Here is a 12,679-nt window from a genome sequence, read left to right on the forward strand (position 1 = left end):
AACGATTGAAGCGGAGGAAACGACAATGGCCACGATCGCATTCATCGGTCTCGGCAACATGGGCGGCCCTATGGCGGCCAACCTCGTCAAGGCCGGCCACAAGGTCGTCGCGTTCGACCTCGTCGAAGCCTCGCGCAATCAGGCCAAGGCCGACGGCGCCGGCATCGCCGACAGCGCCGCGGGTGCAGTGAAGGGCGCCGATGTCGTCGTCACCATGTTGCCGGCCGGCAAGCATGTGCTCGGCGTCTGGAATGAAATCCTTCCCGCAATGACCAAGGGCGCGCTGGTCATCGACAGCTCCACCATCGACGTCGAGAGTGCGCGGCAGGCGCATGCGCTCGCCGGCAAGCACGGCGTGCTCTCGGTGGATGCGCCGGTCTCCGGCGGCACCGGCGGCGCCAAGGGCGCGACGCTCACCTTCATGTGCGGCGGCGAGGAGAGCGCATTCGCGGCGGCAAAGCCCGTGCTGGAGAACATGGGCAAGAAGATCGTGCATTGCGGCGGCGCCGGCGCAGGGCAGGCGGCCAAGATCTGCAACAACATGATCCTCGGCATTTCCATGATCGCGGTGAGCGAAGCTTTCGCGCTCGGCGAGAAGCTCGGCCTCTCGCACCAGGCGCTGTTCGACGTCGCCTCGACCTCGTCGGGCCAGTGCTGGTCGCTGACGACCTATTGCCCGGTGCCGGGTCCGGTGCCGACCTCGCCGGCCAACAACGACTACAAGCCGGGATTCGCCTCGGCGCTGATGGTGAAGGATCTGACGCTGGCGCAGGACGCCGCGAAGGCTGCGGGCGCGGCCACCCCGCTCGGCAAGCATGCGCAGGAGATCTATCAGTCTTTCGACGCAGCCGGGCAAGGCGGGGTGGATTTTTCCGGAATTATCAAGCACGTTCGCAGCCTCGCTGGAAAATAGCGAGGCTTCGTAGCCCGGATGGAGCGAAGCGACATCCGGGACAGCTGCTTCCAATGGCGTAGCCGGCCCCGGATTGCGCTTCGCTCCATCCGGGCTACGTTCGAAGATCAATTCGACGGGCCCGGAACATGACGACATTTCAGGACGCGCGCGCGTTTCTGCTCAAGCACCGCACGGATTACGAGAAGGCGGTCAAGGGATTCCGTTGGCCGGATCCGGTTCCCTTCAACTGGGCGCTCGACTGGTTCGACGAGCTGGCGAAGGACGCCGAAGCCAAGGACCGGCCCGCGCTCTGGATCGTCGACGCCGCGCAGGATCGCCAGACAAAACTGTCCTTTGCGGCGCTCTCCAAGCGCTCGAACCAGGTCGCGAATTTTCTCCGCGCGCAGGGCCTCAAGCGCGGCGATCATCTCCTGTTGCTGCTCGGCAATGTGGTTCCGCTGTGGGAGACGATGCTGGCGGCGATGAAGCTCGGCGTCGTCGTGATCCCCGCGACCACGCTGCTCACCGCGGATGAGCTGCGCGATCGCCTCGATCGCGGCAAGGCGAGGGCGGTGGTGGCCGCCGAGGACCAGGTCGCGAAATTCGCAAGCCTTGGTGCCGAGAACATCGTTCGCATCGTGGTCGGCACGGCTCACGACGGATGGCTCTCCTATGATGAGGCCGCAAAGGCCCCGGAGAGTTTTAGCGCCGATGGGCCGACTAATGCCGACGACCCGATGCTGCTCTATTTCACCTCGGGGACCACTGCAAAACCAAAACTTGTCCGGCACAGCCAGCGCAGCTATCCGGTCGGGCATCTGTCGACCATGTACTGGATCGGGCTGCAGCCCGGTGACGTCCATCTCAACATCTCCTCGCCCGGCTGGGCCAAGCATGCCTGGAGCTGTTTCTTCGCGCCGTGGAACGCGGGCGCCACCGTGTTCGTGGTCAACCAGCCGCGCTTCGACGCCAAGAGCCTGCTTGCCACCATCGGCCGCTGCGGCGTCACCACGCTGTGCGCGCCGCCGACGGTGTGGCGGCTGTTCATCCAGGAGGACCTGGCGTCCTTCAAGGTGAGCTTGCGCGAGGTCTGCGGCGCCGGCGAGCCGCTCAATCCTGAAGTGATTGACCAGGTGCGGGCGGCCTGGGGGCTCACCATCCGTGACGGATACGGCCAGACCGAAACCACGGCGCTGGCCGGCAACTCGCCGGGCCAGAACATCAAGATCGGCTCGATGGGCCGGCCGCTGCCTGGCTATCGCGTGCAGATCAGCGATGCCGACGGCAACAAGGCGAAGGAAGGCGAGGTCACGCTGGTGCTCGGCGCCGAGCGGCCCGCCGGCCTGATGCAGGGTTATCAGAGCGACGACGGCAAGCTCGCCGGTGCCGAAGGCGAGCTCTATCGCAGCGGCGATGTCGTGTTCGAAGACGACGAGGGCTATCTTACCTTTGTCGGCCGCTCCGACGACGTGTTCAAGTCGTCGGATTACCGCATCAGCCCGTTCGAGCTGGAGAGCGTGCTGCTCGAGCACGAGCTGGTGGCCGAAGCCGCGGTGGTGCCGAGCCCGGACCCGATCCGGCTCGCGATCCCCAAGGCGTTCGTCCTGCTGACCTCGGGCGCGGAGCGGACGCCGGAGACCGCGCTGTCGATCTTCCAGCACCTGCACACGCGGCTCGCCCCGTTCAAGCGCATCCGTCGCCTCGAAATCGTCACCGAGCTGCCGAAGACGATCTCTGGCAAAATCCGCCGGGTGCAGCTACGCAGGCTGGAGCGGGACGATGATCGCAACGATCCGCTGCGCGGCCGGGAATTCCGTGAGGAGGATTTTCCGGAACTGCCGAAAACACGGAGTGAGACCTAAGTGAACGAAGTCTGGAAGAAGCCGCCGATTTCCTTGGAAGCCTATCAGGCCATGGTCGGCAAGGAGATCGGCGTGTCGTCGTGGCACCTGATCGATCAGCCGCGCATCGACACCTACGCCGACGTGATCGAGGATCACCAGTTCATCCACGTCGATCCTGAACGTGCCAAGAAGGAGACCGCCTTCGGCACCACCATCGCGCACGGCTTCCTGACGATGTCGCTGCTGTCGATCATGTCCTATGAGGTGATGCCCGTGATCGCGGGGACCACGATGGGCGTCAATTATGGCTTCGACAAGCTGCGCTTCATCTCGCCGGTCCGCTCGGGCAAGCGCGTCCGCGGCCGTTTCGTGCTGGCCGAAGCCAAGCTCCGTAAGCCCAACGAACTGCAGTCCCGCACCAATGTCACCGTGGAGATCGAAGGCGAGGACAAGCCGGCGCTGGTCGCGGAGTGGCTGGGTCTGATCTATTTCGCGTAGGCCGGGCCGGGCTTGACCCGGCCAGCCATCGCTGCTCAAAAAGGCAACCCAGAGCGGGGTTTTACCCTCTCTCCTTGTGGGAGAGGGTGCCTCGCGGAACGCGAGGCGGGTGAGGGGTCTCTCTCCGCGAGCGCATCTGTCGAGAGAGACCCCTCATCCGGCGCTGCGCGCCACCTTCTCCCACAAGGGGAGAAGGGAAGAAGAAATAGAGACCTTCACTCATGGCAATCAGGTTCGACGGACGCGTCGCCATCGTCACCGGCGCGGGCAATGGTCTGGGGCGCGCGCATGCGCTGGGGCTGGCCAGCCGCGGCGCGAAAGTGGTCGTCAACGATTTCGGCGGCGCGCGTGACGGCACCGGTGGCTCGCTGTCGCCGGCCGAGACCGTGGTCGAGGAAATCCGCAAGGCCGGCGGCACCGCGATGGCGGATGGCGCCGACGTCTCCAATTTCGAGCAGGTCACCGCCATGGTCGAGCGCGCCACCAAGGAGTGGGGCAGCGTCGACCTCTTGTGCGCCAATGCGGGCATTTTGCGCGACAAGTCGTTCGGCAAGATGGAAGCGGCCGACTTCCAAAAGGTGCTCGACGTGCATCTCGTCGGCACCTTCTATTGCTGCAAGGCGGCCTGGGCCGGCATGCGCGACCGCAACTATGGCCGCATCGTGCTGACGACGTCGTCCTCCGGCCTCTACGGCAATTTCGGCCAGGCCAATTACGGCGCGGCCAAGTCCGGCATGGTCGGCTTGATGAACGTGCTCGCCGAGGAAGGCCGCAAGTCCGACATCCGCGTCAACATCATCTCGCCGACGGCCGCTACCCGCATGACGGAAGAGCTGTTGCCGCCGCAGGCGCTGCAACTGATGAAGCCGAACGCGATCACGCCCGCGGTCGAGTACATGCTCAGCGAGGACGCGCCGACCCGCACCATCATGGGCGCCGGCGCAGGATCGTTCGCCGTGATCAAGATCGTGGAGAGCGAGGGCATCAACCTGCCGGAATCCGAATGGACGCCGGACGCCGTCGCCGCGCATTTCGCCGAGATCAGCGACATGTCGAAAGCCAAGGCGCTGACCGGGGCGTTCGAGCAGACCCAGAAATACGTGGCGCAGGCCGCGGCGCGGGCGGGGATCAAGCTCTGACTGACATCGCCGTCATCGGGGCCGGTCCCGCCGGGCTGATGGCGGCGGAGATGCTGGCGCAGGGCGGCGCGCGCGTCACCGTGTACGACGCGATGCCGTCCGCGGGCCGAAAATTCCTGATGGCCGGCCGCGGCGGGCTCAACCTCACCCACAGCGAGCCGCTGCTGGATTTCATGGCGCGCTATCGCGAGGCCGCACCGAAGCTGCAGGCGGCGGTCGAGGCGTTTTCGCCTGAGGCGTTGCGCGCGTGGAGCGAAGCGCTGGGCGAGCCGACCTTCGTCGGCAGCAGCGGGCGGGTGTTTCCAAAGGCGTTCAAGGCTTCGCCCTTGCTGCGCGCCTGGTTGCGGCGCCTCGATGCCAGCGGCGTGCGGTTTGCGTTTCGTCATCGCTGGACCGGCTGGGACGGTGAGGGGCGGCTGGTGTTTCGAGCGCCCGATGGCGCAGCGGCCGTCACTGCCAGCGCCACCGTGCTCGCGCTTGGCGGCGCCAGCTGGCCGCGGCTGGGGTCGGATGGCAGTTGGGCCGACATCCTTGCCGCGAAGGGTGTTGCCATCTCAAAGCTGCGGCCAGCCAATTCCGGCTTCACGGTCGCCTGGTCCGATGTGTTCCGCGATCGTTTCGAGGGCCAGCCGCTCAAGGGCGTGGCGCTGACGATCGGCGCGCATACGGTGCGGGGCGAAGCCATGATCACGCGGAGCGGCATCGAAGGCGGCGCGATCTACGCGCTGTCGGCGGAGTTGCGGGAGGAGGTGCTCAGTCTCGGGCAGGCGACGCTTTCGATCGCATTGCGGCCCGACCTCGACGCCGCCGCTCTGACCACGCGGCTGTCAGGGACACGCGGCAAGCAATCGCTCGCGAACTTCCTGCGCAAGGCGGCGCAATTGTCGCCGGTCGGCATCGGCCTGATGCAGGAGGCCGCCATTGCGTCCGGCCGGCCGCTGGCCGCGTTCTCGCCGGCCGAGCTTGCGCATCTGATCAACACCATTCCGGTGCAGCTCACGGGCGTTGCACCGATCGATCGCGCGATCTCGACTGCGGGCGGTATCACCTTCGACGAGATCGACAACTACTTCATGCTGCGCAAGCTGCCCGCCGTGTTTGCCGCGGGCGAGATGCTAGATTGGGAGGCGCCCACGGGCGGATATCTGCTGCAGGCGTCGTTTGCCACCGGCGCTGCGGCGGGCAGGGGCGTGCTGACCTGGCTCAAGAAATCGTAGGGTGGGCAAAGGCGCGAAGCGCCGTGCCCACGATCTTTCGCAGTTACGACGAGAAGTCGTGGGCACGCTTCGCTTTGCCCACCTTACGGCAGCTCGTCTACCGCAGCTTGCCCCGTGCCGCCACCGGCAGCGTGCCGATGATCTCCTCGCCGCGGACCATCACCACCTCGTCCATCATGTTGACGACGACGCAAACGTGGTTCGGCACGATGCGGACGACGTCGCCGACGTTCGGGCGCGTGTTGCTGCGGGACAGATCGAGGAAGCCGTGCTCCTCGGCGAAGCGCGCGATCTTGGCTTCGGGATGCTCCAGGATCAGGCCGTGTCCGTCGAGACCGCCGGTATCAGTGGTGAGCGTCTTCGAGCCGGCATCGAGGATGCCGCGCTCGGGCGCGGCGCGGCTCACCACGGTCGAATAGATGTGCAGCGCGCAGTCGTCCCAGGTCGCGGAGCCCGCCGCGACCTGCATGCGGTCGTTGTAGATGTAGGTGCCGAAGCGATGCTCGGTGCCGCCCTTGAGCTTGCCGATGTTCTTCAGGTTCGGCGTGCCGCCGGTCGAGACGATTTTTGCGTCCAGCCCGTGCGCGCGCACGCCGACCAGCGCCTCGTCGTAGAATTTCTGCGCGTCCGCCCAGCCGGTCTCGGTCGGATACAGCATGAAGCCGGCGAACCGCAGCCCCTTGGATGCGGCGATCTCGCGCGCCAGCGCGATCGCCTCCGCCGGGGTCTCGACGCCGGCGCGCTTGCGCCCCGTATCGCATTCGACCACGACCGAGAGCGGACGGCCCGACGCCGCAGCAGCCTTGGGCAGGCCGGCGACGACGGTCGAATTGTCGGCGGCCACCGTCATGTTGGCCTTCGCCTGCAGCGCGCCGAGCCGCGCCATCTTCTCTTCGCCGAGGAGGTTGTAGCTGATCAGGATGTCGTCGATGCCGGCGTTGGCCATGATCTCGGCTTCGCCGAGCTTCTGGCAGGTGATGCCTTTGGCGCCGGCCGCAACCTGCATCTTGGCGATGGTCGGGTTCTTGTGGGTCTTGATGTGCGGACGGTTGGCGACACCGGCCTCGTCGCAGGCTTTCTGGATCCGCGCGATGTTGCGCTCGACCCTGTCCATGTCGATGACGGCGCAGGGTGTGCCGTATTCGCGGGCGATTTTTGCAGCGAGGGGAGTTGTCATGGGAGTCGTCTCTTAGTTGGCGCGCATTCTGGTCGCAAAACCGGTGCCCACTTTTGCGGAATGCGCGCTAGGCCTGCTCTATTTCTTCCCGAAGCATTTCAAGTTCGAGCCAGCGCTCTTCAGCGGCAGACAGTTCATCGTGCGCCTTGGCGATAGCGGCGGAGGTGTCGTCGAATTTCTTGCGATCTTTCGCATAGAGATTGGGATCGTCGAGCACGCGCTGCAGTTTTGCAATATCGGCCTGCAGCGTTTCCATTTTCTTCGGCAGCGTTTCCAGCGCGTGTTTCTCGTTAAAGCTCAGCTTGCGTTTCGGTGCGGAGGCGGGAGCAGCGGCGCGCTCTTCCCGCTTCTCCGCAACCGGCTGGGCCTTCGTCGTCTCGCGCTTCAGATCCGCACCGCGCTGGGTCAGCATGTCGCTGTAGCCGCCGGCATATTCGGTCCACTTGCCGTTGCCCTCAGGCGCGATCACCGAGGTGACGACGCGGTCGAGGAAGTCGCGGTCATGGCTGATCAGGATGACGGTGCCCTCGTAGTCGCCGAGCATATCCTCGAGGACGTCGAGGGTTTCGAGATCGAGGTCGTTGGTCGGCTCGTCCAGCACCAGCAGGTTCGAGGGTTTTGCCAGCGCGCGCGCCAGCATCAGCCGACCGCGCTCACCGCCCGAGAGCACTTCCACCGGCGTGCCCCGCTGCTCCTGCGCGAACAGAAAGTCCTTCATGTAGCCGACGACGTGCTTCGGCTTGCCGCCGACCATGATCTGGTCGCCACGACCGCCGGTCAGTGCTTCGGCCAGCGTCGATTTGGGATCGAGGCTTTCGCGGTGCTGATCGAGGGTCGCTATCTCCAAATTGGCCCCGAGGCGCACCGTTCCGGAATCCGGCTCTGCGCCGCCGGTGAGCAGATTGACCAGCGTGGTCTTGCCGGCGCCATTGGGGCCGATGATGCCGAGCCGGTCGCCGCGCTGGATGCGGGTCGAGAAATTCTCGACGATCTTGCGCTCGCCATAGGCCTTGGTGACGCCCTTGGCCTCGATCACCAGCTTGCCCGACTGCTCCGCTTCGGCCGCCGCGAGGCTGGCGGTGCCGGCCGTGCCGCGGTAGTTGCGGCGCTGGTCGCGCAGCGTATGCAGATTGGCGAGGCGCTTGACGTTGCGCTTGCGCCGGCCGGAGACGCCGTGGCGCAGCCAGTGCTCTTCGTCGACGATCTTGCGGTCGAGCTTGTGCTGGTCGCGCTCTTCTTCCGCCAGCACCTCGTCGCGCCAGCTCTCGAACGAGGCAAAGCCGCGGTCGATCTGCTTGATCTTGCCGCGGTCGAGCCACGCGGTGGCGCGCGAGAGATTGGTGAGGAAGCGGCGGTCGTGGCTGATGATCACCAGTGCGCTGCGCCTGGAGTCGAGCTCCTGCTCCAGCCATTCGATGGTGGCGAGATCGAGATGGTTGGTCGGCTCGTCCAGCAGCAAAATGTCCGGCGAGGGCGCCAGCACATAGGCCAGCGCCGCGCGGCGGGCCTCGCCGCCGGAGAGATTATGCGGGTTCTCGTCACCGGTCAGGCCAAGCTGCTCCAGCAGGTAGCGCGCCTGGTGCTGATCGTCGCCGGGCGCGAGACCGGACTCGACATAGGCCAGCGTGGTCTTGTGCTCGCCGAAGTCGGGCTCCTGCGGCAGGTAACGCACGGTGGCGCCGGGCTGCACGAAGCGCGTGCCGCCGTCGGGCTCCACCAGGCCGGCCGCGATCTTCAGCAGGGTCGACTTGCCCGAGCCGTTGCGACCGATCAGGCAGACGCGCTCGGATGGCGCGACGTTGAGCTCGACGCCCGACAACAGCGGCGTGCCGCCAAAGGTCAGCCTGATGTCTTTCAGTTGGATCAGCGGCGGCGCCATGTCAGCCCTGACTCAAATTCTGGCTCGTTGCGGCCTGATCGGCGCGGCGGCGCTGGATCCGGCGCAGCGTTTGGTCGAGCGCCGAGAGGAAGGCGGAGCGGTCGCGCGGCGCGAATGATCGCGGGCCGCCGGTGACTTCGCCGGCCGAGCGCAGATCCGTCATCAGATTGCGCACCGCCAGCGTCATGCCGATCGACTCCTCCGTGAACGGCTTGCCGTTCGGCGCGATTACGTCGGCGCCAGCCTTGACGCAGCGGCTGGCCAGCGGAATGTCGGAGGTCACGACGACGTCGCCGGGCTTGACGCGTTCGACGATCCAGTCGTCGGCGGCGTCCATGCCGGCGCCTGCGGCGATGCGCTCGATCAGCGGATCGTGCGGCACGCGGATGAAATTGCCGGCGACCACGCTCACGGGCACGCCGTGCCGGAGCGCGACGCGATAGATCTCGTCCTTTACCGGGCAGGCGTCGGCGTCGACATAGATGCGGGTGGGGGTGTCAGTCATTCGCCGCGTGGTACCCCATTCGGGCTGCAAAGGCGAGGGGATTGACCGGTGTTCCCTGGGGCCTACGATCCGTCCGAAACAACAAGAACAGGGAAGATGACCCCATGCCGAACCGGCTCGAAACCTGGCGCGTCGAGGCCTACAACACCGCCAAGCAATCCGAAAACAAGATGCATGACGACACGGTGGCGCGCCGCTTCGGCTTTTCCGGCGGGCTGGTCCCGGGCGTCGATGTCTTCGCCTACATGATGCACGTGCCGGTGGCGCGCTGGGGCCGCGATTTCCTGTCCCGCGGGCTGGTTGAGGCCCGCTTCATCAAGCCGGTCTATGATGGCGAGACCGCCGATGTCGATGCGACCGAGCACAACGGCTTGCTGACGATCGAGGTGTTCAGCCGTACCGAGCTCTGCGCGACAGGCACGGCCTCGCTGCCGGCGGCCGCGCCTGTGGTGTCGCCGAGCGACTATGTCGCGATGCCCGTGGTGGCCGAGCGCAAGCCGGTCAGTCCCGCGACGTTCGAGACCGGCAAATGGCTGGGCACGACGCCCCGGCGCTGGGCCGGGCAGGATGCGGCTGACTATCTCGCCGACATCAGGGAAACCGATCCGATCTTCGCGCGCGAAGGACTCGGCCATCCCGGCCTGATCCAGCGCGTCATGAACCGCGTGCTGGTCGACAACACCATTCTCGGCCCGTGGATCCATGTCGGCAGCCGCATGCAATTGCTGTCGGCGGTACGCACCGGCGACGAGATCACCGCGCGGGCGAAGGTCACGGCCAATTACGAGAAGAAGGGCCACCGCTTCGTCGAGCTCGACGCGCTCGTCGTCGCCAACGGCACCACGCCGCTCGCCCACTGCCAGCACATTGCGATCTACCAGCCGCGCGAGCAGGCGGTGTAGGGCGGGAAGGGCGAAGCTGCCGCTCCGAAAATGCTGTCATGCCCCGCGGAGGCGGGGCATCCAGTACGCCGCGGCCTCTCGGTCGACAACTACTGTCTCGGAGTACTGGATCACCCGCTTTCGCGGGTGATGACAGTTGTATGTGGAGAAGCAGTGTGTACCCCTTACGCCGCCTTCGCCTTACCATCCTGGATCGCCCGCCACACGCGCTCCGGGGTCAGCGGCATGTCGATGTGCTTGACGCCGTAATCCGAGAGCGCGTCGAGCACCGCGTTCACCACCGTCGACAGGCTGCCGGCGCATCCCGCTTCGCCGCAGCCCTTGCTGCCGAGCGGATTGGTCGTGGCAGGCACTGGGTGATCGCCAACCGTCATGTTGGGAACGTCCTCGGCGCGGGGCAGGGCGTAGTCCATCAGCGAGCCCGTGATCGGCTGGCCGCTCTCGTCGTAGCGGATGTGCTCCATCAGGGCTTGCCCGATGCCCTGGACGACGCCGCCATGGAGCTGGCCTGCGACCAGCAGCGGGTTGATCACCGTGCCGAAATCGTTGACCGCGCTGTAGCGCACGATCTGCACCACGCCAGTCTCAGGATCGATCTCGACCTCGGCGACGTGACAGCCGTTCGGGAACGCCGAGGCGACCGGTTCGCTGGTGTGATCGACGTCGAGGCTATCGGGCACGCCTTCCGGCGTCTTGCCGTCGTGCAGCTTCTTGGCGAGCTCCATGATGTCGATGCTGCGGTCGGTGCCGGCGATGGTGAAGCTGCCGCCTTCGAATTCGATGTCCGCTTCGGACGCCTCCAGCATATGCGCCGCTGCGCGCTTGCCTTTCTCGATGACGAGCTTGGCAGCCCCCACGATGGCCTGGCCGGTTGCCGTGATCGAGCGCGAACCGCCGGTGCCGTTGCCGGTGTGGACGATGTCGCTGTCGCCCTGCACCAGCTTGACGCTCTCGAAGGGAACACCGAGCTGCTCGCTCAGCACCTGCGCGAACGGGGTGGCATGGCCCTGGCCGTAATCGAGCGTGCCGGTGATGAGCTGCACGGAGCCGTCAGCGTCGAACACGATCTTGCCGAGCTCGGGGCTCGGCGGCGCGGTGACCTCGAGATAGGAGCCGACCGCGATGCCGCGCAGCTTGCCGGCCTTCTTGCTCTCTTTCTTGCGCTTGGCGAAATTCTCGTGGTCGGAGATCTCGAGCGCCTTGTTGAACACGGCCTGGAAGTCGCCGCTGTCATAGGTGACGCCGGAGGAGGCCGCGAACGGGATCTGGTTCGGCTTGATGAAGTTGCGCTTGCGCAAGGTCAGCCGGTTGACGCCCATCTCGTCGGCGGCGCGATCGATCAACCGCTCCATGTAGTAGTTCGCCTCCGGCCGGCCGGCGCCGCGATAGGCGCCCATCAGCGTGGTGTTGGTCAGCACCACCTTGATGTCGACGGCCATCAGCGGCGTGCGGTAGACGCTGGAAAAATTCTTGCCGGTGTTGAGCGAGAGCGGCCCCGGCGCGACGCCGGTGATGTAGGCGCCGAGATTGCCGTAGCCGGACAGCTTGGCCGCGAGGAAATGCCCCTCGGCGTCGAGCGCGAGCTCGGCATGGATCTTTTGCGCACGTCCATGGCTGTCGGAGAGGAAGGCAGTCGAGCGCTCGTCGAGCCATTTCACCGGGCGGCCCAGCACTTTCGCCGCGTACAGGATGCACATGTACTCGGGATAGTTGATGTTCTTCATGCCGAAGGAGCCGCCGACATTGGCGGTGAGGATGCGCACCTTCTCGTTCGGCACTTTCAGGTTCTTGGCGAGGTTGGCGCGGTTGCCGGCGACGCCCTGCGTCGGCACCTGAAGCGTGTAGCGCTCGGTTGTCTTGTCGTAGGAGGCAAGGCCGACGCGCGGCTCCATCGAGACCACGGCGACGCGGGTGTTCTCGATGTCCATCCTGGTGACATGGGCGGCGCTGGCAAAGGCCGCGTTGACCTTGTCCATGTCGCCGTAATGGTAGTCGAGCGCCACGTTGTGGGGAATGTGCTCATAGAGCTGCGGCGCGCCGGGCTTGGCAGCTTCTTCAGGGTCGGTCACAGCCGGCAGCGGCTCGATATCGAGCTCGACCGCCTCGGCCGCGTCGCGCGCCTGCGCCAGCGTCTCGGCCACGACGAAGGCGACGGGATCGCCGACGAAGCGGACCTTGTCGGTCGCCAGCGGCTGGCGGTTGGTCTGGAGCAAAGGCGAGCCGTCGCGGCTCTTCAGCGGCAGGCCGCAGGTGAAGGGGCCATAGCCGGCGGCATCGAGATCCCTGCCGGTCCACACGCCGAGCACGCCCGGCATCGCCTTGGCGGCATCAATGCCGATGCCGCGGATGGTGCCATGGGCGTGGGTGGAACGGATGACCACGGCATAGGCCTGGCCGGGCAGGTTGAAATCGTCGGTATAGCGGCCCTTGCCGCGCACCAGCGTGTCGTCCTCCTTGCGGCGGACGGGCTGTCCGACGCCATATTTTTGCAGTGCAATAGCGTTTTCGAGCGTGGACGATTTGGTGTGTTCTTGCATGGGAAATGACCTGAAAAGCCGGCATTTGCGCATTTTCGCGGCAGCGGGGCACCGGACCCCATTGAGATAACCCACCACCCCGTTCA

10 protein-coding genes are annotated in these 12,679 nt (G+C 66.0%); 6 read left to right on the forward strand and 4 right to left on the reverse strand.

The window, feature by feature from the left end; translation table 11 throughout:
- Positions 1–4: 4 nt before the first annotated feature.
- From mmsB to GGD66_RS01160, 5 genes are all read left to right on the forward strand, one after another.
- The gene (gene mmsB / locus GGD66_RS01140) at positions 5–913 is read left to right on the forward strand and encodes a 3-hydroxyisobutyrate dehydrogenase (RefSeq protein ID WP_304489545.1); all 909 of its coding nucleotides are present in this window, start codon (positions 5–7) and stop codon (positions 911–913) included.
- 128 nt (positions 914–1,041) lie between these two features.
- Positions 1,042–2,757 carry an AMP-binding protein gene (locus GGD66_RS01145; protein ID WP_183256663.1) on the forward strand — a complete coding sequence of 572 codons (1,716 nt, stop codon included), beginning with the start codon at positions 1,042–1,044 and terminating at the stop codon, positions 2,755–2,757.
- The gene (locus GGD66_RS01150) at positions 2,758–3,237 is read left to right on the forward strand and encodes a MaoC family dehydratase (protein ID WP_028145119.1); all 480 of its coding nucleotides are present in this window, start codon (positions 2,758–2,760) and stop codon (positions 3,235–3,237) included.
- A gap of 221 nt (positions 3,238–3,458) precedes the next feature.
- Positions 3,459–4,376 carry an SDR family NAD(P)-dependent oxidoreductase gene (locus GGD66_RS01155; protein ID WP_018319886.1) on the forward strand — a complete coding sequence of 306 codons (918 nt, stop codon included), beginning with the start codon at positions 3,459–3,461 and terminating at the stop codon, positions 4,374–4,376.
- The gene (locus tag GGD66_RS01160; RefSeq protein ID WP_183257132.1) at positions 4,373–5,593 is read left to right on the forward strand and encodes a TIGR03862 family flavoprotein; all 1,221 of its coding nucleotides are present in this window, start codon (positions 4,373–4,375) and stop codon (positions 5,591–5,593) included. The genes GGD66_RS01155 and GGD66_RS01160 overlap by 4 nt, the downstream gene beginning before the upstream one ends.
- Positions 5,594–5,690: 97 nt before the next feature.
- Here GGD66_RS01160 and GGD66_RS01165 read toward each other — a convergent pair whose 3' ends face one another.
- The 3 genes from GGD66_RS01165 to GGD66_RS01175 form a co-directional block, all read right to left on the reverse strand.
- The gene (locus GGD66_RS01165; RefSeq protein ID WP_092252684.1) at positions 5,691–6,770 is read right to left on the reverse strand and encodes a D-TA family PLP-dependent enzyme; all 1,080 of its coding nucleotides are present in this window, start codon (positions 6,768–6,770) and stop codon (positions 5,691–5,693) included.
- Positions 6,771–6,837: 67 nt separating this feature from the next.
- Positions 6,838–8,649 carry an ABC-F family ATP-binding cassette domain-containing protein gene (locus tag GGD66_RS01170; protein WP_183256664.1) on the reverse strand — a complete coding sequence of 604 codons (1,812 nt, stop codon included), beginning with the start codon at positions 8,647–8,649 and terminating at the stop codon, positions 6,838–6,840.
- A 1-nt stretch (position 8,650) separates the two neighbouring features.
- The gene (locus GGD66_RS01175) at positions 8,651–9,154 is read right to left on the reverse strand and encodes a YaiI/YqxD family protein (RefSeq protein WP_018319890.1); all 504 of its coding nucleotides are present in this window, start codon (positions 9,152–9,154) and stop codon (positions 8,651–8,653) included.
- A 104-nt stretch (positions 9,155–9,258) separates the two neighbouring features.
- Here GGD66_RS01175 and GGD66_RS01180 point away from each other — a divergent pair, with 104 nt between their 5' ends.
- Positions 9,259–10,056 carry a hypothetical protein gene (locus tag GGD66_RS01180; RefSeq protein WP_183256665.1) on the forward strand — a complete coding sequence of 266 codons (798 nt, stop codon included), beginning with the start codon at positions 9,259–9,261 and terminating at the stop codon, positions 10,054–10,056.
- A gap of 164 nt (positions 10,057–10,220) precedes the next feature.
- Here GGD66_RS01180 and GGD66_RS01185 read toward each other — a convergent pair whose 3' ends face one another.
- Positions 10,221–12,593, reverse strand: coding sequence for a xanthine dehydrogenase family protein molybdopterin-binding subunit (locus GGD66_RS01185; RefSeq protein ID WP_183256666.1), 2,373 nt, complete (start codon positions 12,591–12,593; stop codon positions 10,221–10,223).
- Between the last annotated feature and the right edge of the window lie 86 nt (positions 12,594–12,679).

The sequence above is a fragment of the Bradyrhizobium sp. CIR48 genome, from assembly GCF_014198315.1.
Taxonomy (GTDB): Bacteria; Pseudomonadota; Alphaproteobacteria; order Rhizobiales; family Xanthobacteraceae; genus Bradyrhizobium.

Excerpts from the sequence above, each read along its gene's own strand:
- GGD66_RS01175 (WP_018319890.1), bottom strand. The coding sequence starts at position 9,154 with ATGACTGACACCCCCACCCGCATCTATGTCGACGCCGACGCCTGCCCG.
- GGD66_RS01170 (WP_183256664.1), bottom strand. The coding sequence starts at position 8,649 with ATGGCGCCGCCGCTGATCCAACTGAAAGACATCAGGCTGACCTTTGGC.
- GGD66_RS01165 (WP_092252684.1), bottom strand. The coding sequence starts at position 6,770 with ATGACAACTCCCCTCGCTGCAAAAATCGCCCGCGAATACGGCACACCC.
- GGD66_RS01155 (WP_018319886.1), top strand. The coding sequence starts at position 3,459 with ATGGCAATCAGGTTCGACGGACGCGTCGCCATCGTCACCGGCGCGGGC.
- GGD66_RS01185 (WP_183256666.1), bottom strand. The coding sequence starts at position 12,593 with ATGCAAGAACACACCAAATCGTCCACGCTCGAAAACGCTATTGCACTG.
- GGD66_RS01180 (WP_183256665.1), top strand. The coding sequence starts at position 9,259 with ATGCCGAACCGGCTCGAAACCTGGCGCGTCGAGGCCTACAACACCGCC.
- GGD66_RS01145 (WP_183256663.1), top strand. The coding sequence starts at position 1,042 with ATGACGACATTTCAGGACGCGCGCGCGTTTCTGCTCAAGCACCGCACG.